This window comes from Pseudomonas sp. H1_A03 (assembly GCF_054685145.1).
In genome coordinates this window covers 4,188,915-4,209,688 of record NZ_CP162829.1, presented here as the reverse complement: position 1 = coordinate 4,209,688, position 20,774 = coordinate 4,188,915, and the positions used below count along the sequence as shown (strand labels likewise).

Here is a 20,774-nt window from a genome sequence, read left to right as displayed (position 1 = left end):
ACCTGCCCATGTCATCCGTTCCCGTTTACCAGAACTTCATCAATGGCCGCTTCACGCCCAGCGAAGCGCACATTGACGTGCTCAACCCGGCCACTGGCGCGCTGCTGTCCAAGGTGCCGGCGTCCACCGCTGCCGATGTCGACCAGGCCCTGGCCGCCGCGCGCCAGGCGCAAAAGGCCTGGGCGCGCAAACCCGCCATCGAACGCGCCGGGCACCTGCGGCGCATCGCCGCCAAACTGCGTGAGAACGTCGCCCACCTGGCGCGCACCATCACCCTGGAACAAGGCAAAATCAGTGGCTTGGCCGAAGTGGAGGTGAATTTCACCGCCGACTACCTCGACTACATGGCCGAGTGGGCGCGGCGCATCGAAGGCGAGATCATCACCAGCGACCGCCAGGACGAAAATATCTTCCTGTTCCGCAAGCCGTTGGGCGTGGTGGCCGGCATCCTGCCGTGGAATTTTCCGTTCTTCCTGATCGCGCGCAAAATGGCGCCGGCGCTGCTCACCGGCAACACCATCGTGATCAAGCCCAGCGAAGAAACCCCGAACAACTGCTTTGAATTCGCCAAGCTCGTCGCCGAGACCGACCTGCCCGCCGGCGTGTTCAACGTGGTCTGCGGCGACGGCCAGGTCGGCGGCGCACTCACGGCGCACAAAGGCGTAGACATGATCAGCTTCACCGGCAGCGTGGCCACCGGTTCGCGGATCATGACCGCCGCCGCCCCCAACATCACCAAACTCAACCTGGAACTGGGCGGCAAGGCCCCGGCCATCGTGCTGGCGGACGCCGACCTGGACCTGGCGGTGAAAGCCATCCGTGACTCGCGCATCATCAACACCGGCCAAGTGTGCAACTGCGCCGAGCGCGTGTACGTGGAGCGCAAGGTCGCCGATCAATTCATCGAGCGCATCAGCGCAGCCATGTCCGCCACCCGCTACGGCGACCCCATCGCCAGGGCCGACGTGGAAATGGGTCCGCTGATCAATCGCCAGGGCCTGGACAGCGTCAACCGCAAGGTGCGCACCGCGTTGAGCCAGGGCGCGAGCTTGGTCAGTGGCGGGCAGATTGCCGACCTGGGTGCGGGTTTTCACTTCGAGCCGACGGTATTGGCCGGGTGCCGCGCCGACATGGAGATCATGCGCGAAGAGATCTTCGGCCCGGTACTGCCGATCCAGATTGTCGACGACCTCGACGAAGCCATCGCACTGGCCAATGACTGCGATTACGGCCTGACCTCGTCGATCTACACCCGTGACCTGGGCAAGGCCATGCACGCGGTGCGCGAGATCGACTTTGGCGAAACCTACGTCAACCGCGAAAACTTCGAGGCCATGCAAGGTTTCCACGCCGGCGTGCGCAAATCCGGCATCGGCGGCGCCGACGGCAAGCACGGCTTGTACGAGTACACCCACACACACGTGGTGTATCTGCAGAGCTGAGCTGGTTAAACCGGGCCAGGCACGCTAGCGTGCTGGGCCTTTCGAATTTGCTTCTGATAAGGACGGCGTCATGCCCCTGACCTCCTATAGCGGCCCGATCATCGACAGCCATTTGCACCTGTTCGACCCGCGTCGCCCCCAGGGCATTCCATGGCCCGAGCCGGGAAACCGGCTGTATGCCGCGCACCTGCCAGCGGATTACTGGGCCCTGGCCGAGCCAGACAACGTGGTCGGCGCGATTGCCGTGGAAGCCAGCCCCTGGCGCGACGATAACCGCTGGCTGCTCGACACCTTGCGCAGCGATCCGCGCATGCTCGGCTTCGTGGGCAACCTGGACCCGCTGCACGCACGCTTTGCCGCCGACCTCGATGCCCTGGCGGATGAGCCGCTGTTCCTTGGCCTGCGCTACGGCAACCTGTGGGACCGCGACCTGTTGCTGGACCAGACACGCCCAGGGTTTATCGACGGCCTGCGCCAGCTCGCCGCCACGGGCCGCAGCCTGGACAGCGCCAACCCGAACCCGCGCCTGATCAAGGGCCTGCTGACGTTGAGCGATACCCTGCCAGCGCTGCGCATTGTCGTCGATCACCTGCCTAACGCCCAGGTGCCGGCGGGTGAAGAAGCGGCGTATCACGCGGACCTGTTGCGCCTGGCAGAGCGCCCGAATGTGTTCGCCAAACTGGCAGAAATCCCCCAGCTCGGGCCGCACGGCTTGATCACCGACACGGCGTTCTACAACGACCGCCTGGCCGTGCTCTGGGAAGCCTTTGGCGAAGACCGTTGCCTCTTCGGTAGCGACTGGCCCAACAGCGATCACCTGGCAGATTTCGCCACCACGCTCGGGCTCGTCAAGCGCTGCATGGCCGACAAATCCGAGACCGTGCAAGGCAAGTTCTTCGTGCACAACGCGGTGCGGATCTACACCCCCGGCCCTCACGCTGGAGCGCAGTGATGCAGACCCGTGCCTTTCGCATGAACCTCAACCCGGGCCAGGCCGCCGAGTACCGCCGACGTCACGATGAGATCTGGCCGGAACTCGCCCAGGCGCTGCTGGAGGCCGGCGTGGTGGATTATCGGATTTTCCTCGATGAGCCCGCCAACGCGCTGTTCGCCACGCTGACCCACGAAGACGTCCATGGCCTGGATGAACTGCCTGGCACCGCACTGATGCAACGCTGGTGGAACTACATGCAAGACATCATGCCAAGCCACGCGGATGCCTCGCCGATCAGTGTCGACCTGCTGCCGATGTTCGAACTGACGCGGCCCTGATCCAACTGACCCACAACAACAATAAAAAGGATTCGACTACGTGGAAATCATTCTCCTTGGTGTGATTCTGCACTTCATCGGCGGCTTCGCTTCCGGCAGTTTCTACATCCCTTACAAGAAGGTCCGCGGCTGGGCCTGGGAAAGTTATTGGATCACTGGCGGCCTGGTGTCCTGGCTGATCGTGCCGCTGATCGCGGCGCAACTGACGGTGCCCGGCTGGGTGGACATCCTGCGCAATGCCGACACCAGCACCCTGCTCTGGACCTACCTGTTCGGCGTGTTGTGGGGTATCGGCGGGCTGACGTTCGGCCTGACCATGCGCTACCTCGGCTTGTCCCTTGGCATGTCGCTGATCATGGGCCTCACCTCGGCCCTCGGCGCCTTGATGCCGGCGCTGTACCGCGACCTGTTCACCACTGAAACCGAAGGCACGCTGACCTCGATGCTGGCCTCTCAAGGTGGGCATTGGGTGTTGTGGGGCGTCGCGGTGTCGTTGATCGGTATTGCGGTGTGCGGCAAGGCCGGACTGATCAAGGAACGCGAAGTGTCGCAGGCGGTGAAGTTCGCCAGTGTCAGCGAGTTCGCGTTGGGCAAGGGCATGCTGGTGGCGGTGATTTCCGGGGTGCTGAGTGCGTGTTTCAGCTACGGCATTTCTGCCGGCCGCCCGCTGGCCGCCGCAGCGGTAGAGCACGGCGCCAACAGCCTGTTCCAGAACAACGTGACCTTTATGGTGATCATGTGGGGCGGACTGACCACGAACGGCATCTGGTGCCTGTGGCTGAATTGGCGCAACCGTACCTTTCATAACTACACCGACCGTAGCACCCCGTTGCTGGGCAACTACCTGCTGGTGGCCATCGCCGGCACCCTGTGGTTCTTGCAGTTTTTCTTCTACGGCATGGGCGAAAGCCGCCTGCAGAACGACGCCAGCTCCTGGGTGCTGCACATGTCGTTCATCATCATCGTGTCCAACTGCTGGGGCTTGTATTTCCGCGAATGGCACGGCACGAGCGCCGCCAACAAGGGCGTTTTGGTAGCCGGTATCGCGGTGATCCTCGGCGCGATTGCCATGGTCGGCTACGGCAATTACCTCGGCTGACGCCACCCATTTTTGAAGGAGTGTTTTTATGTTGCTTGCAGACAAAACCGTGATCATCACCGGCGCCTCCCGTGGCATCGGCCGCGCCGCCGCCCGTGAATGCGCACGCCAAGGCGCCCGCGTAGTCATCGGCCACAGCGGCAGTGGCCAAGGCACGGAGGCGGCGTATTCGTTGATTGAAGAGATACAGGCGTTTGGCGGTGAAGCCATCGAAGTGGGCGGCGACGCTGCGGACCCGGACACCGGCGACAAACTGGTGGTGGGCGCAGTCAAGGCCTTTGGCAGCGTCGACGTGTTCGTCAATAACGCCGGCATCTGCCCGTTCCACTCGTTCCTCGACATGCCCCGCGAGGTGTACCTGAAAACTGTCAACACCAATCTCAACGGCGCCTACTTCGCCGTGCAGGCGGCGGCCAACCAGATGAAAAACCAGGGGCGCGGCGGCGCAATCATTGCCGTCAGCTCCATCAGCGCCCTCGTCGGCGGCGGTATGCAAACCCACTACACGCCGACCAAGGCTGGGCTGCATTCGCTGATGCAGTCCTGTGCGATTGCCCTGGGGCCTTATGGCATTCGCTGCAACTCGGTACTGCCGGGGACTATCGCCACCGACATCAACAAGGAGGATCTCGCGGATGAGGAAAAACTCGCCTACATGACCTCGCGCACGCCGTTGGGTCGACTCGGCGAGCCGGATGACGTGGCAGGGCCGATCGTGTTCCTGGCGTCGGACATGGCGCGCTATGTGACCGGTGCGTCGTTGCTGGTGGATGGCGGGTTGTTCGTTAACCTGCAGTAACCCCCGCTCTTCCTGACACCACAGTTCCAATGTGGGAGCGGGCTTGCTCGCGAATGCAGTGTGTCAGTCACCAGATTCATGCCTGAACCACCGCTTTCGCGAGCAAGCCCGCTCCCACAGGGGGCCTCTGTGTGCCTGAAATTTGTGCTGAACCCAATAAAAACAACAATCCAAGGAGCCTCCCATGCGCACCACCCTCCCCCTGGCCCTGCTCTGCAGCGCCATGTCCACCTGTGCCTTCAGCGCCGGTTTGCTGGACCCAAACTCCCCCGCCATGCTCGGCGACTGGAACGGCCTGCGCCCGCAACTGGCCGAGCAAGGCTATGACTTCACCCTCAAATATGTCGGCGAAGTCGGTTCCAACCTTGGCGGTGGGTACAACTCGCACACCACCGCGCGCTGGAGCGACCAGTTGATTCTTGGCGTGAACATGGACCTGCAAAAACTCCTTGGCTGGCGCGACGCGACCTTTCGCATCGGCATCGGCGAGCGCCATGGCAAGGACATCACCAATGACCGCGTGCACCAGCCCAACGCCACCGGACTGACCTCCACCATGGAAGTCTTCGGCGGCGGCAATGCCTGGCGGCTATCGCAGTTCTGGTACGAACAGAAATTCTTTGAGCGCAAGTTCGCCCTGAAACTGGGGCGGTTCGGCCATGGCGAAGACTTCGATCAGTTCCCCTGCGAATTCCAGAACGTGACCCTGTGCGGTTCCCAGGAAGGCAACTGGAACGGCGTGTGGAACAGCTTCCCCATCAGCCAGTGGGCGGTGCGCGCCAAGTACCAGTTCACCGACGCGTTCGCGGTGCAGGTCGGTGCCTACGACAAGAACCCCGGCAACGCTGAAGCCAGCAATGGTTTCAAACCGTTTATCAGCGGCTCCCAGGGCACCAGCTTTCCCATCGAAGCCATCTGGAAAGGCCAGGTTGCCGGGCTGAATGCCGAATACCACGTGGGTTACTACTACGCCAACGCCGACACCAAGGACATGCTCAAGGACGCCGACGGCAACTTTGCCGCCAGCTCGCAAAAGCCGTATCGGATGTATTCCAGCAACGACGGCTGGTGGCTGTCGGGCCAGCAGCAACTGACCACGGTCGACGGCAACAGCAAACGCGGACTCAACGTGTTCGCCAACCTGACGATGAATGACCCGGACAAGAGCGTGATCAAAAACCTGATCCAGGTCGGCCTGATCTACCGGGGCCCGTTCGATTCACGCCCGGACGACACCTTCGGCATTGGCGCGTCGAAACTGCAGGTCAGCGACCGCTACACGCGTAACACGCAGATGCTTAACGAGGCCAATGGCGTGACTGCCATCGACGACCCGCTGTATGTACCCGAGCAGCGCCGCGAGTACAGCTACGAAATCAACTACGGCGTGCAAGCGACGAAGTGGCTGATGGTGCGGCCCAACCTGCAATACGTGAAATACCCCGGCGGACTGGCGCAAACCACCGGCGCGGTCGTTGGTGGGGTGCAGTTTATCGCTGACTTCTAGTCGTTCTCTGCATCAAACACCTGCCCGCGCCCCACCACGCTGGCGGGCTTGAGCACGGCGCCCGGCGCCAACACCGCATTGGCGCCGATCCGGCATTGATCACCGAGCAACGCGCCAAACTTGTCACAGCCCGTGCGTTTCAAGGCCCCGTCGACCCGCACCTGCACATTTTTGTCATCGCGCTCGTTGCGGTAGTTGGCGACGATGCTCCCCGCCTCCAGATTGATCCCATGCCCCAGCACCGAATCGCCGACAAAGTTGAAATGCGCCAGCTTGCTGGCGCTGAACACAAACGAGGTTTTCAACTCGGCACCAGGGCCGATGATGCAGCCCTCATCCAACCAGCAACCACCGCGCAGCAGCGCGCCACTGGCGATAAAACAATCGGCGCCGATGATCAGGGGCGGCTTGAGCAAGGCGCCGGGCTCGACAGTGGCCGTACGGTGGATGGCGATGTCATCCCGAATCAGGTACTCGTCGGCTGGCAGCTCGGCCAGTAGTTGGCGAACCACGGCAGGCGCCTGGGTGACCAGCACCCACGGCGTCAGGTCCGCCCAGGGTGCCAGCGCGGATTGGGAGAAATGGGCGATGTAGTCGGTGAGTCGGATCAACGTCGAACCCTCTAACGGTCGGAGAAGGTCAGACGCTAGCATTATTCGTCTTGTAATGGATCTACAGGTGGCTGAAACCTTGTAGTGAGCGTCTTGGAGGATCAGGTCGGCGCCCTGCCGCCCAGCCCTGAGCGTTTCCAGCCGGCGTGAAAGCCCTGGTAAGGGTCTGCCGGGGTGCGATTGACGTACAACTCGCCGGCTTCGATGGTGTTCGCCACGTTCATCGCCGTGCGGTAGTTCTCAGTGTAGAGCACCGACGACAGGCCGAGCGGGTGGTCGTTAGCCCTGGCCAGTGCTTCGTCGATATCGCGGTACTTGAGCACCGGCAGCACTGGGCCGAAGATTTCTTCCTGGATTATGCCCAACGTTGTTGTTATCCGAGTGACATGCAGTTTTGTCATCGGCCAGCCGTTGGACAAACGACTTATTGCGTGGGGTAACGTGCAAAAAAACGCAGGTTAGTCGGTTTCGGTGGTCAGAACCCGCGCGTGCGCAGCCACTGCAGGAAGCCCTTCTTCACCGGCACCACCGGCGTCTCCTGGGTCAGGGCCTGCGCGGCGTGCATGCGGAAGTCGAGCAGGGTTTTCATCGCGTCACTGATGTCGTGGCGGGCGTCCAGGCATGGCGTCAAGTATTCCTTCTCGATGCGGTACAGGGTGCAGAACGTCTTCGCGGAAAAGTCCGCCAGCGCGGCCTGGTCCGTCAGGATCCCCGCCTCGCCAATCACCTCGCCCGGCCCCATGCGTCCGGCTTCGAATTTGTGCCCAGCCTTGGTCAGCATCACCGACACCACGCCGGACTCGATGATAAACAAATGATCGCTGACCTCTCCCGCCGGCAAAATCATCTCGCCGGTACGGTAGGTGTGCAGGGTCATGTTCTGGCTGAAGGTGTCTTTTTCCTCTTGGCGCAACGTGGAGAAGATCGTCGAGTTGTCCAGCAGCGCCCGCGCCCGTGACGTTGCCGCCGGCGTGGCGCTTTCGACGGCGGACAACAAACTCACGCCCGCCGCCTGCAGGTGCCGGAAAGCCAGGTCGTAGAGCTGGTTACGCACTTCGCGCTTGAGGGTCATGGCCGGTACAAACCCACTGATTTCATACTCGACGCCGCTACTGGCCGAGGTCTTGAACGCCACGCTCGGCGCAGGCTTGCTTAACAGTGGCCGGCAACCCTGCATCGCCCGCTCCAGCGACTCGATCACCGTTTGCGGACGCGCATGCGGGCTGACTTGCAGGCTGACCGCCAGGCCAAACATGTCCGCCGGGCGCGAGAAATTGATGATCTTGGCCTTGGCCGCCAGGGAATTGGGGATCACCGCCATGCTGCCCTGGGAGGTTTGCAAGCGCGTGGCACGCCAGTCGATGTCCGTGACCCGGCCTTCGGTGCCGTCGATGGAGATCCAGTCGTCCAGCTGATAAGGCTTGGTGGTGTTAAGCACGATCCCGGAAAACACGTCGCTCAACGTGCTCTGCAGGGCCAGGCCGACGATGATCGCCACCGCGCCGGACGTGGCGAGCACGCCTTTGACCGGCAAGTCGAGCACATAAGCCATGGCGGCAATGATCGCAATCAGGAAAATCACCGCGCCCATCAGGTCCTGCAACAACCGCCCAGTGTGCCCGACCCGCTGCATCATCAGCGTACCGAGCAACACGGTCAGCGTACGCGCCGCAAACAGCCACCAGCCGATCTGCAACGCGGTGGCCGCCAGGTGCAAGGCGGTGTTGTCCGCATAGGGCGCGAGCTGCATGGGGTTCATGCCGTCGTTGAACAGCACCGCACTGAATACCGCAAAGATCACCAACCGCGCCGCCAGCTTCCAATTGGCGAGGTCGGCGGAAATGAGCCGCCACACGGCGATGTCGATAAAGATCAGCGCCAGGGCGCACAGCATCGGGTGTTCAGCGATAAATGAGGGCATCCAGGCGACTCCAGGGCGAATGACGGGAAGATCGCATGAAATGAAGAGATGGGGTATAGCGCAGGACAAAATGTGGGAGCGGGCTTGCTCGCGAATGCGGTGGTTCAGTTGGAATATCTTTGACTGATCCTCCGCATTCGCGAGCAAGCCCGCTCCCACATTAGAGCTGTGGTCGCTCCCTAGGCGTGCATCTGCCCGAACTTGCCTGCGTGGAAATCAGCAAACGCCTGATGAATCTCCTGCTCGGTATTCATCACAAACGGCCCATGCCCCACGATCGGCTCGTCGATAGGCTCGCCACTCAGCAGCAAGACCTTGGCGTCGTCGCTGGCCTCCAGGCTGAGCTGGCTGCCAGCGCGCTCGAACAACGCCAATTGCCCTTGACGCGCTACCTCCTCGCCATTGACCAGCACCGTGCCACGCAGAATTACCAGTGCAGTGTTGCGTCCTTCATGCAGGTCCAGGGTGACTGGCTTGGCGGCGTTGAGGCGAACGTCCCACACGTCTATCGGCGTGAAGGTGCGGGCCGGGCCATGGCTGCCGGCGAATTCACCGGCGATCAGGCGCAGTTGCCCGGCGTCGTTGGCCAGTGGCAATACCGGGATGTCGCCGTCGACAATGGTCTGGTAACCGGCGTCGGCCATTTTGTCCTTGGCCGGCAGGTTGACCCACAGTTGCACCATCTCCAGCGCACCGCCGCTGCGGGCGAAGGCTTCGGAGTGGAACTCCTCGTGGAGAATGCCTTTGGCGGCGGTCATCCATTGCACGTCGCCCGGGCCGATTTTGCCGCCGGCGCCGGTGGAATCGCGGTGTTCGACCTCACCGTCGTAGACGATGGTCACGGTTTCAAAACCGCGATGGGGGTGTTGGCCGACGCCGCGACGTTGTTCAGTCGGGGTGAAATCAGCCGGGCCGGCGTGGTCCAGCAACAGGAATGGGCTGATGTGCTTGCCCATGCTGTCGTAGGAAAACAGTGTGCGTACCGGAAAGCCGTCGCCGACCCAATGGGCGCGGGGGCTGGTGTAGATGCCGATAAGTTTTTTCATGGTGTACCTCCAAAGTGCCTACACCATAAGTCTGCCAACGCTTGAAGACTAGCCGGCAAAAGCGACCTTGTTCGTCCTATGTATAGGACAATCCCTTGGCCTGGCGCTGACGCAGCAGGTGAAACGCGACGAATGCCGCCACCGCAAAGCACGCCTGGATAATGATCATCGGCGCGGCACTGCCATCGCGCAATTGGCTCAACAACACACCGCTGCAGGTCGCACCGAACATCTGCGCAAACCCCATCAAGCCAGCAGCCAAACCCGCGCGATGCGCGTTGGGCATAACCCCGCCCGTGACCGAGCCCGGTAATACCAGGCCGCCACCGAGGGTGACCAGGGCAATCGGGATGTCCAGGCCGAGGACCGACAGGCCGAACAGCGCATAGATGACCAGCGCCGACACCCCGCCAATGGCCACCATTGTCACGCCCATCGCCACAATCCGCTGCGGGCCCAGGCGCATGATGTTGCGTCGGGTGTAGGTGGAACCCACGATCAGCATCGACACGATCAGGCCGAAATTGATGCCGTATTCAAGGCTGCTGAAGCCCAGCAAGTTGATAAACACCGCGGATGAACCGGCGATCACCGCAAACATGGCGCCATAGGTACACGCCAGGGCCACGGCGAATGCTCGATATTGGCGGCCCTTGAGCAGATCCAGGTATTGCCCGCCGAGGGTGCGCCAGTGGCCGGCCTTGGGATCGAGGTGATGGTTGCTCTCACGGAAGAACAGCAAGGCCAACAGCAACACCACGCTGCCAATCGCCAGCGCCAGGAGGATCGGCGCGTGCCAGCCAAACAATTTAATCAGCAGGCCCCCCACCATCGGGGCCACCACAATGGCGTAGAGCATGCCGATCATGGTCAGCGCCAGGGCCGGGCCGGCTTCGGCCTTCCACACATCACGCACCACCGTGCGCGCCAAAACCAACGCGGCGCAGGCGCCCAGGCCTTGCAGCACGCGGGCGGCGATGAACTGATGAATGTCGTGGACCAGCAACATCGACAAGGTGGCCAGCACATACAGCACCAGGCCGCCGATCAGCACCGGGCGCCGGCCAATGCGGTCCGACAGCGGGCCGAACAGCAGTTGCCCGAGGCCGAAAGCGGCGACAAATGCGGACAGTGACATCAGTGCCGACCCCGTTGGCGCTGCCAATGCCTGTTCGATGGCCCCCAGGCCGGGGATGATCAATTGGGTCGAAACCTCACCCAGTGCCGTCAGGGCCACCAGTAAAAACAACAAGCTGCGCGATGGGACCGGGGCGTTTGTCATGCGAGGCATCCGGGGGGCTGGATTAATTTATATTTCGACCATAATATGAGCGAAAAATTATGTCCATAATTTTTTGCCCTATGGTTACCCCGGAGCCCGCCATGCACCCTCTCCCCCTGCGTCTTCTCACGCCCCTGGCGCTATTGATCATCCTCAGTGGCTGTAACAGCCAGGCCGACACGGCTGCTGAAGTGCCTCAGCCGCGCCCGGTCCTGGCCGCCAAAGTCGAAGCCGCCGGCACCCAGCAAAGCGCCTATACCGGTGTGGTGGCAGCACGTACCGAAAGCGACTTGGGCTTTCGGGTCAGTGGCAAGGTTATCGAGCGCAAGGTCGATCCGGGCCAGCACGTGTCCCGTGGCGATACCCTGCTGGTGCTGGACATCGGTGACTTCGAACTGGCCCTGCGCTCGGCTAAAAACCGCGTCAACGCCGCCCAGGCGCAACTTCGCCAGCGCCGCGACGATGAAAACCGCTACCAGCGCCTGGCCAGTACCGGTGCGGTATCGCGGCAGATCTTCGACCAATCGGCGACCAACCTGCGCGTCGCTGAAGCGGAACTGGCCGCGGCGCAATCCGACGCCAGCCAGATCGAAAACCGCCGCACCTATTCAGTGCTCAAGGCGGATGGCGACGGCATCATCACCGACGTACGAGCGGACCGAGGACAGGTGGTGGCCGAAGGGCAGATCGTCGCGCGGCTGGCCCATGACGGCGCCCGCGAAGCCATCGTCAACCTGCCGGAAAACAGCCGCGCCCAGGCTTCACAGAAAGCCCTGGCCTCTCCCTTCGGCACCCCGGACCAGGCGGTGACCGCCACCCTGCGCGAACTGTCCGCCAGCGCAGACCCGGTCACCCGCACCTACCGCGCGCGTTATGTACTGCATGGCGCCGTCGACCGGTTTGCGCTCGGCTCCACCATCACCGTGCGCCTGCAAGGCAACGGTCAGGCGCAGCAAACCCGGGTGCCCATCGGCGCGCTGCAGGATTCGGGACAAGGCACTGGCGTATGGCTGATCGGCGCGGATGACAAGGTCAGCTTCGCGCCGGTGAAAGTCGCCAGTCTTGGCCAGGAAGACGCCCTGCTCGACAGCGGCGTGACTCCTGGCCAGATCATCGTCGCCCTCGGCGCGCACCTGCTGCACAGCGGTGACGCGGTGCGCCTGCTGCCTGCGCAAGTGCTGGCCCTCAACCGCAAACAGGACAACTGAGTATGCGCGGCATCAACCTCTCCGAACTGGCGGTCAAACACCGCGCGGTCACGCTGTTTTTGATCATTGCGATCCTTGCGGCCGGGGTCTTCTCGTTCGGCAAGCTGGGACGCGCCGAAGACCCGTTGTTCACGGTCAAGGTGATGACCATCACCGCCGCCTGGCCCGGCGCGACGGCGCAGGAAATGCAGGAACAGGTGGCCGACCGCCTGGAAAAACGCTTGCAGGAACTGGACTACTACGACCGTGTCGAGACCATCGCCCAACCGGGCTTTGTATCGATGCGCATGACCTATAAGGAATCCGCGCGCCCCAGCGACGTCCCGGACCTGTTCTACCAGACCCGCAAAAAGCTCAGCGATGAAGCGGCGCGATTGCCCAACGGCGTGATCGGGCCGTTCTTCAACGACGAATATTCCGATGTGTACTTCGCGTTGTATGCCCTGGAGGCCGAGCATTTGCCGCATCGGCAACAAGTGCAGATGGCCGAAGAACTGCGCCAGGGCTTCCTTAACCTGCCGGGGGTGAAGAAGGTCAATATCCTCGGCGAGCAAGCGCAGCGGGTGTTTGTCGAGTTTTCCTATGAGCGCCTGGCGACCCTGGGCATCAAGCCGGACCAGATCTTTGCCGCCCTCGCCGCGCAGAACGCGGTAGCGCCCTCGGGCTTTGTCGAGACCGCCGGCGCCCGCGCGTATATTCGTATCGACGGGGCTTTCGACAGCCTGTCGCTGATCGAAAACGTACCGCTGGAAGTCAATGGCCGCGTGTTGCGCATCGCCGATGTGGCCACCGTCAGCCGTGGCTATGAAGACCCGCCCAGCTACCGCATTCGCCACCAGGGCGACCCGGCGTTGATGCTCGGCGTGATCATGGAGAAGCACTGGAACGGCCTGGAACTGGACAAAAGCCTTAAGGCCCAGGAGGCCAAAATCCAGGCCGACCTGCCCTTGGGCGTGAATTTCGCCAAAGTCTCGGACCAGGCAAAAAACATCAGCCTGGCAGTCAATGAATTCATGCTGAAATTCTTCGTCGCCCTGGCGGTGGTGATGCTGATCAGCCTGTTGGCACTGGGCTTTCGGGTAGGCCTGGTGGTGGCGGCAGCGGTGCCGCTGACCTTGTCGGTGGTGTTTGTGATCATGCTGCTCACCGGGCGCGAATTCGACCGCATCACCCTGGGCGCACTGATCATTTCCCTGGGTTTGCTGGTGGATGACGCGATCATCGCCATCGAGATGATGGTGGTGAAGCTTGAGGAAGGCTTCGACCGCATTCATGCCGCTACTTTTGCCTGGAGCTCTACGGCCGCACCGATGCTGACCGGGACGTTGGTCACGATTATTGGCTTCCTGCCGGTGGGTTTTGCGCGCTCGGGTGCCGGGGAATATGCCGGCAATATCTTCTGGATCGTCGGCTTTGCGTTGATTTCGTCCTGGTTGGTGGCGGTGGTGTTCACGCCGTATCTGGGCGTAAAGCTGCTGCCGCAGATCAAACCGGTGCCCGGCGGCCACGACGCGATTTACGCCGGACGCTATTACCAGAAACTACGGGGTTTGGTCGAAGCCTGCGTGCGTCAGCGCTGGCTGGTAACCGGATTGGTGGTGGCCGCGTTTGTGCTGTGCGGGCTGGGCATGGGTGTGGTGAAGAAGCAGTTTTTCCCCAACTCCGACCGTTCCGAGCTGATCCTCGAGGTGTACATGCCGCCCGGCAGTGCCTTCAAAAGCACCGAGGCGGTGGCCGCACAGCTGGAAAAAGCCTTGCTGCAAGAGCCGCAAACCACAATGGTGGATACCTATGTGGGCGGCGGCGCGCCACGCTTTTTCCTGTCGCTGAACCCCGAACTGCCCGACCCGGCGTTTGCCAAATTGATCGTGCAGACCCCGGACTCGCATGCCCGCGACGCATTGAAAGTGCGCATGCGCGAACGAATTGCCGCCGGTGAGTTTCCCTCGGCGCGGGTCCGCGTGACGCAACTGCTGTTCGGCCCGCCCGTCCCGTTCCCGGTGGTGTTCCGTGTTTCAGGTCCGAATCTGGACGTACTGCGCGGCGTGTCCGAAGACGTGCGCAAGGTCGTCGCAGCTAACAAGATGACCAAGGACGCCTTCCTTGATTGGGGCGAGCGCACCAGCGGCTATCGCCTGGTACTGGATCAAGACCGCCTGCGCCTGCTGGGCTTTACGCCCAACGAGGTCAAATCCCAGCTCAATGCCTTGCTCAGCGGCAACCCTATCACCGAAGTGCGCGAAGGCAACCGCACGGTGTCCGTGGTCGCGCGCGCCCAGGGCAGCCAGCGCGAGAACCTCGGCAACCTCAACAACATGACCCTGACCAACAGCGCCGGCACCTCGGTACCGCTGGCCCAGGTCGGGCATTTCCAGGCGGTGATGGAAGAACCGATCCTAAAGCGCCGCGACCGCGCGACCACCGTGGAAGTACGCGCCGACATCATCGACGGCGTGCAACCGCCCGACGTGGAAATGGCCGTCTACAAAGACCTGCAACCGCTGATCGCGAAACTGCCCGCCGGTTACCAGATCGACATCGGCGGCCCGGTCGAAGAAAGCGCCAAGGCCAACGTCGCCCTGGCTGCGCTGTTCCCGATCATGATTTTGCTGACCCTCACGGTGATCATGTTTCAGGTGCGCTCATTCGGCGTGATGTTCATGGTCTTCGCTACCGCGCCGCTGGGATTGATCGGTGCGGTGCCGACCTTGCTGCTGTTCAACCAGCCGTTCGGGTTCAACGCGATCCTGGGTTTGATCGGGATTGGCGGGATCCTGATGCGTAACACGCTGATTTTTACCGACCAGATCCGTCAGAACCAGGACCACGGCATGCCGATTCGCGAGGCGATCATCGAAGCCACGGTGCGCCGCGCCAGGCCGGTGATTTTGACCGCATTGGCGGCGGCGTTGGCGTTTATTCCGCTGACGTTGTCGGTGTTCTGGTCGTCCCTGGCCTTTGTGCTGATTGGCGGAGTGTTGGTGGGGACGGTGTTGACGCTGTTGTTTTTGCCGGCGCTGTGCAGTTTGGTGCTTGGGCGAGAGAAGACGAAAGCTGTCGAAACTTCCCACATAACCGCCGGATAAGCTCTACTCCCCTCCGCTGAAAAGGTCTGCAAAGTCCCTCGCCTGAATACACAGTGCGAGGGATTGCAGATGGACTTTTCTGTTGTTGGAGCTGTTTCTTGAACCCGGCCATTGGCAGGCTGGCCCTGACGCCAATGGATGTGAAGACGGTCGATGTCGAGGCCGTCTTTCTCGATTTCCGTGAATGCCTGAACACGTTTGATGACTGGGCGGAAAGCTTCTGGAGCTTTTCCGCGCTGGATATCGAGCAGGTGTTCAAGGTTGGGGATGAGGTAGCGTTGGTCGCGCCGATCAACCGTTCTCTTTATCCCAGTACCACCACCGCTACCTGCCAGGCCAACGGCACGTTAACCCTGGTGCACATGTTTCAAAGCACGCGATTCGTGCCCATCGGCAACACGCCGGTGATGCTGCAACGCGTCGATCCCAACGGCGGCCCACTGGGCGAGCCTGTTCACAAGACCATCGGCCCGAGCGGCATTCTCGAAATCGACGAGTGCGAGCGTAACCAGCAGTATCGGGTCAGCTTTTATCCCAATGTTTCCAAAGACCACGTCAGGGCGCTGTATGCGTCTTATCAGGCGGTGATTGATGCGTTGGAAGTTCGCCTGCGCAACGAGTGGAAAAGCACTTTCGAAGCCCAGTGGAAAGACTACACGGACGCCAACCCGCTTGATCAGCGCAGGATGCTGGAGAAGGCGTTTCTTCAGGGAATGGGTAAGGCGCTTTACAGCCTTTGGGACAATTTCACACAACTGTACGACCTGCTGGCGGATATCCGGGCCAACAGTGAGAAGTGGCTGCAATACGTCTCCCAGACCGAACTTGATGAACTGCTGAAACTAGGCAAAGACACCCTTGCCCGTGGTCTGCTGGTGGTCAGCGATGAGCCGCTGATGTTCATCTACCTGTCGGCGATATCCAGTTGGATACGGATGTTGCCGCCGCAAGAAATGAACGAGGTGATGGGGGAAATTACCGGCGAGGTGTTGATCACGCTGCTGCTGGTGAGGGTAGCGGGTGCCATGGGTGTCACCGTGCGCCTGGGTACGCAGGTGTTAGGCCATATCAAGTCCGGCCGGGTACGCAAATGGCTGGAGATGTTGGCTGATCAGCTTGTCGGGCCGCGGTTGGAACAGCATGTTGAAGCGGCCAAGCCGCTGTTACTGGGGGGCGCCGGGACGCCGATCAAGGTGATTCCGGATGCGCCGTTGAAGGCTGGGGATCAGGTGGTTTCCAACCCTGTGCCGGTGGTTCGGGACAAGGTGGAACAGCAGACGGTGTTGGTGCGGCAGGAGCCTGTCGACGATGCGCCTGTTGTTGCGAAGAACCCGGCTGGGGATGCGGCGGCTGCTTCGGATAAGACCGCGACCAATGGCTGCCCGGTTTCGATGGTTACCGGGGAGGAATTGCTGACGCTGACCGATGGAGCACTCGATGGGATTCTGCCGTTTGAGTGGACGCGGTTGTATCGCACCAGTGCGGTGGAAGTGGATTGTGGGCTGGGGTTTGGCTGGAGTCACTCGCTGGCGCATCGGGTCACGGTTTCTGGTGATTCGGTGGTGTGGACAGACCATGAGAATCGCTCGACTACCCTGCCCTTGCCGTCTGTTTCTCGGCCCGCAATCACCAATAGCCTGGCTGAAGCGGCGATCTACCTGGGGTCTTTGCCTGATGAGTTGGTGCTGGCTCAGGCGTCGCGTTTCTACCACTTCCGTGACGGTGTGCTGACGGCGATCAGCGATGCGTATGACAACCGGTTGCGCATTTTCCGTAACTACCTGGGGCAGATCGAGCGGCTGGACAACGGTGTGGGGCGCTCGCTGTTTTTGCGCTACGCATCGGGCCGCATTGTTGCGGTGGATTACCAGATTGAGCGGGCTGTGGATGACGGTCCGTTTGTCTGGGTGACGGAGCAGAACGTTGTTTCCTACGCCTATGACGCTGCTGGTCGGTTGGTTTCAGCGACTAACGCTGTAGGCGAAAGTGAGGTTTATCGGTACGACGATCAGCACGTCATTCTTGAGCGCGGATTGGCCGGTGGGGCGAGTTTCTTTTGGGAATGGGAACGGTCTGGCAAGGCTGCGCGGTGTGTCCGGCATTGGGCGAGCTTTTCGCAGATGGACACGCGGTATGTCTGGGATGACGACGGGCAGGTCACGGTTCATAACGCCGATGGCAGCCAGGAAGTCTACGTGCATGACCAGCGGGCGCGGCTGGTGCAGCGGGTGGATCCCGATGGTGCCGAGCACTTTAAATCCTACGATGAGAAAGGCCGGCTGACGGTTGAGCAGGATCCTCTCGGCGCGATCACGGCCTACCATTACGACGAAGCCGGACGCTTGGTGGCGTTGTTTCCTGGGGATGATGAGCCGACTTCCTACGAGCATGAGAATGGGTTCGTACGGGTTGTAAGGCGGGGTCTGGCGGTTTGGAAATATGAGCGCAATGACCAGGGCGACGTAACGCGCAGGACCGATCCAGACGGTAATCCCACGGACTACAGCTACAACAAACACGGGCAGCTGACGGGGATTTGGTACCCGGATCACAGTTGTCAGCGGCTGGTGTGGAATGAGCGTGGGCAGTTACTTGAAGAGCTGCTACCGAATGGCGGAATCAAGCGCTATCGCTATGACGACCTTGGGCAGAGAACCACCCAAGAAGATGAGCACGGCGCGCTCACACAATTTGAGTGGAACAACGTTGGGCGATTAGTCCAAATCGTCCTGCCGAGCGGTGACACACGCAAATATTCCTACAACGCTTACGGAAAAATCACCTCCGAACGCGATGAACTGGGGCACGTCACCCGTTACGAATATGCCGATGGCCTGCATCTAATTAGCCGCCGCATCAATGCCGACGGCACCCAGGTCAAATACCGTTACGACAACGTGCGGTTGTTGCTGACCGAAATCGAAAACGAAGTCGGTGAAACCTACCGGCTCCAGTACCACAGCAACGGCCTGATCCAACAGGAAACCGGGTTTGACGGCCAGCGCACCGCTTACGTCTATGACCTCAACGGCAACCTGCAAGAAAAGACCGAACACGGCGACGATGGCAGTCAGCTAGTCACCCGCTACGAGCGCGACCATGCCGGACGACTTGTAAGAAAAACCCTGCCCGACGGCAACATCGTCGATTACGCCTACGACCGCCAAGGCAACCTCCTAAGCGTCGACGACGGCCACTGGGCGCTGGCCTACGAATACGACCCGCAAAACCGCCTCACTGCCGAACACCAGGGCTGGGGCACCTTGCGCTATGGCTACGACGCCTGCGGCCAACTTCAAAAGCTACGCCTGCCCGACAACAACCGCCTCACCTTCAACCACGACAAAGGCGGCCATCTGGCCACTGTCGACTTGAACGGTGAAACCCTCACCTCGCACCTGTTCAAAGCCGGCCAGGAACACCAACGCCAGCAAGGCCAACTGATCAGCCATTACCACTACGACGATCAGCAACGCCTGCACGCCCACGCCGTTACCCAACAGGAACACTACCTTTACCAACGCCAATACGACTACGACAAAGCCGGCAACCTCACGCACCTGCTCGACACCCGCAAAGGCGAACACCACTACCACTACGATCCCCTCGCCCGCCTGACCCGAGCCGATCACTCCCAAGGCGAGCAGGAACGCTTCGGCCACGACCCGGCCGGCAACCTGCTCATGCAAGACCGCCCCGGCCCGGACATCGTCGCCGGCAACCGCCTGATGATCCAAGGCGACCGCCACTACGACTACGACGCCTTCGGCAATTTGATCCGTGAACGCCGAGGCAAAGGCCAGCAACTCGTCACCGAATACCGCTACGACTGCCAGCACCGCCTGATCGGCGTCACCCAACCTAACGGGCAAACCGCCAGCTATCGCTACGACCCCTTCGGCCGCCGCATCAGCAAAACCATCGACGGCCTGACCACCGAGTTCTTCTGGCAAGGCGACAAACTCATCGCCGAACACCACGCGAATCGGCACCGCAGCTACCTCTACGAACCGGACAGCTTCCGTCCGTTAGCCCTGCTGGAAGGTTTCGGTCCAAAAGATACCAAGCCCTACCACTACCAACTCGACCACCTCGGCACCCCACAGGAACTCACCGCCCCGGATGGCGAAATCGTCTGGTCCGCGCATTACCGCGCCTACGGCGAAATCACCCGCCTCGACATAGGAAAAGTCGACAACCCGCTGCGCTTCCAAGGCCAGTACTTCGACTCGGAAAGCGGGCTGCACTACAACCGCCACCGCTACTACAATCCGGATATTGGTCGTTACCTGACGCCCGATCCGGTGAAATTGGCGGGTGGGATCAATGCGTACCAGTACGTGCCCAATCCTACGGGATGGGTGGATCCGCTGGGATTAACTTCTTGCCCAGGAACCGCTGGATGCAAACCATCCTATAACGCCCAAAGTCCTTTTGATGCCGTTAAAGTCAACTCCGATGAGCCAAGAACTCCCGGGCCGCAGCTTACAGCTAGACAGAGGAGAATTGAGGAACTTACCGAAGCAAATGCGAAACGTCGAGTACTGGAATACGAAGCAGAGTACGACATGCACATGGTTGGCAAGCACGGCCCAGAGGTAGAGAGTCACAAGATAAGAAGGCGTTCGATCAATGGAACAGACCCAATAACAGATATAACTCCGCAAAATAAAAAAGGCGTCCCAAGTTCCCAATTTAACAGCTGGAAGCTCCAACTTCAGGCATGGACAAAGGCTACGTCTCGGGTTGAACGAGGCCTGCCGCGCTACACTGGCATTGACGACAAGACAAACGATATTGTGCGCTTAGAATTACCAGGAGCTGGACGTGGCTACAGACCTAACAAGAAAGCCCCTAACAATCCAACTTTCAACCCTTCAATGAATGGCGCAGAAATGAAATTTCGTGAAGACGGAACGCCTTTTACTCTATTTCCAATTAAGGAATAAAAATGCTATTTCACCCTTCCTCCGAGCACATACCTTTCGATGCCAGCTTGAACTATTTCGTAGGCGTTTTTGATATTTATGACAGGGAGGAAACCAAAGGGAAAGCACTCGCCCGCTTCAACCCTAACGAAAAGAAAGACAGGGAAGCGCTTATATGTGAGTACTGCTTAGATCCTTTCAATAGGCTTTCCTATCGCCATAGGTACCGACTAGTAGAAACCTTACTTCAGGCATTAAACACTGAAGACTTTAACTTCCACGCTTACTTTGAGGACGATCCAGAGGCGTATTCAAAAATGGCTTGGGACGAAACCGAAATTGCCGATCCTCGAGGCTTCTTCGTCGACATCTACCGACTCGCCAACGAGGTCTGGAAGGACGACCTCGAAAAAGCCGGCCTCGAAGACCCATCAACTTGGTAAAACCAACACCGCTCTCCAAGACACCACCGCCCTCCTGTGGCGAGCGAGCTTGCTCGCGCTGGGCCGCGAAGCGGTCCCAGTACAGACAATGGGTATTTTCAGTTAAATAGGCATTGGCTGTTTTGGGGTT

15 protein-coding genes are annotated in these 20,774 nt (G+C 60.7%); 10 read left to right on the top strand and 5 right to left on the bottom strand.

Translation table 11 applies throughout. The annotated features are described in order from the left end of the window. The first annotated feature begins 8 nt into the window (after positions 1–8). From aldA to AB4O35_RS19575, 6 genes are all read left to right on the top strand, one after another. Positions 9–1,442 carry an aldehyde dehydrogenase gene (gene aldA / locus AB4O35_RS19600; protein ID WP_065891031.1) on the top strand — a complete coding sequence of 478 codons (1,434 nt, stop codon included), beginning with the start codon at positions 9–11 and terminating at the stop codon, positions 1,440–1,442. A gap of 70 nt (positions 1,443–1,512) precedes the next feature. Further along, on the top strand, positions 1,513–2,394 hold the full coding sequence (locus tag AB4O35_RS19595) for an amidohydrolase family protein (protein WP_065946002.1): 882 nt from the start codon (positions 1,513–1,515) through the stop codon (positions 2,392–2,394). After that, complete coding sequence (rhaM, locus tag AB4O35_RS19590; protein WP_175403029.1) at positions 2,394–2,714, top strand: L-rhamnose mutarotase; 321 nt, start codon at positions 2,394–2,396, stop codon at positions 2,712–2,714. Before AB4O35_RS19595 ends, rhaM begins: the two co-directional genes overlap by 1 nt. Before the next feature lie 40 nt (positions 2,715–2,754). Then, a complete protein-coding gene (gene rhaT, locus AB4O35_RS19585) occupies positions 2,755–3,813 on the top strand; it encodes an L-rhamnose/proton symporter RhaT (RefSeq protein WP_065880441.1) in 1,059 nt (352 codons plus the stop codon). Positions 3,814–3,841: 28 nt separating this feature from the next. Then, on the top strand, positions 3,842–4,612 hold the full coding sequence (locus AB4O35_RS19580; protein ID WP_065946004.1) for an SDR family NAD(P)-dependent oxidoreductase: 771 nt from the start codon (positions 3,842–3,844) through the stop codon (positions 4,610–4,612). 184 nt (positions 4,613–4,796) lie between these two features. Next, positions 4,797–6,119 carry a carbohydrate porin gene (locus AB4O35_RS19575; RefSeq protein WP_065873229.1) on the top strand — a complete coding sequence of 441 codons (1,323 nt, stop codon included), beginning with the start codon at positions 4,797–4,799 and terminating at the stop codon, positions 6,117–6,119. Here the strand turns inward: AB4O35_RS19575 and AB4O35_RS19570 are convergent. The 5 genes from AB4O35_RS19570 to AB4O35_RS19550 form a co-directional block, all read right to left on the bottom strand. Then, positions 6,116–6,730 (bottom strand): LbetaH domain-containing protein, encoded by a 615-nt coding sequence (locus AB4O35_RS19570; RefSeq protein WP_083207142.1) that lies wholly within the window; start codon positions 6,728–6,730, stop codon positions 6,116–6,118. The two genes, AB4O35_RS19575 and AB4O35_RS19570, sit on opposite strands and share 4 nt — an antisense overlap. A gap of 101 nt (positions 6,731–6,831) precedes the next feature. Further along, positions 6,832–7,158 carry an aldehyde dehydrogenase family protein gene (locus AB4O35_RS19565; RefSeq protein ID WP_256534803.1) on the bottom strand — a complete coding sequence of 109 codons (327 nt, stop codon included), beginning with the start codon at positions 7,156–7,158 and terminating at the stop codon, positions 6,832–6,834. A 47-nt stretch (positions 7,159–7,205) separates the two neighbouring features. Then, positions 7,206–8,651 (bottom strand): mechanosensitive ion channel family protein, encoded by a 1,446-nt coding sequence (locus tag AB4O35_RS19560; protein WP_065946006.1) that lies wholly within the window; start codon positions 8,649–8,651, stop codon positions 7,206–7,208. A 179-nt stretch (positions 8,652–8,830) separates the two neighbouring features. Further along, positions 8,831–9,697 (bottom strand): pirin family protein, encoded by an 867-nt coding sequence (locus AB4O35_RS19555; RefSeq protein WP_065880439.1) that lies wholly within the window; start codon positions 9,695–9,697, stop codon positions 8,831–8,833. A 76-nt stretch (positions 9,698–9,773) separates the two neighbouring features. Beyond that, positions 9,774–10,979, bottom strand: a complete 1,206-nt coding sequence (locus AB4O35_RS19550) for a multidrug effflux MFS transporter (protein ID WP_065873234.1) — start codon at positions 10,977–10,979, stop codon at positions 9,774–9,776. Between the two features lie 101 nt (positions 10,980–11,080). On the opposite strand from AB4O35_RS19550, the gene AB4O35_RS19545 reads away from it, so the two are divergent. The 4 genes from AB4O35_RS19545 (at position 11,081) to AB4O35_RS19530 (ending at position 20,644) form a co-directional block, all read left to right on the top strand. Continuing rightward, positions 11,081–12,187 carry an efflux RND transporter periplasmic adaptor subunit gene (locus AB4O35_RS19545; protein ID WP_220074350.1) on the top strand — a complete coding sequence of 369 codons (1,107 nt, stop codon included), beginning with the start codon at positions 11,081–11,083 and terminating at the stop codon, positions 12,185–12,187. Between the two features lie 2 nt (positions 12,188–12,189). After that, the gene (locus AB4O35_RS19540; protein ID WP_065873236.1) at positions 12,190–15,273 is read left to right on the top strand and encodes an efflux RND transporter permease subunit; all 3,084 of its coding nucleotides are present in this window, start codon (positions 12,190–12,192) and stop codon (positions 15,271–15,273) included. Between the two features lie 134 nt (positions 15,274–15,407). Then, positions 15,408–20,222 (top strand): RHS repeat-associated core domain-containing protein, encoded by a 4,815-nt coding sequence (locus tag AB4O35_RS19535; protein WP_460149653.1) that lies wholly within the window; start codon positions 15,408–15,410, stop codon positions 20,220–20,222. Positions 20,223–20,224: 2 nt separating this feature from the next. Then, complete coding sequence (locus AB4O35_RS19530) at positions 20,225–20,644, top strand: hypothetical protein (RefSeq protein ID WP_065882060.1); 420 nt, start codon at positions 20,225–20,227, stop codon at positions 20,642–20,644. Positions 20,645–20,774 lie beyond the last annotated feature (130 nt).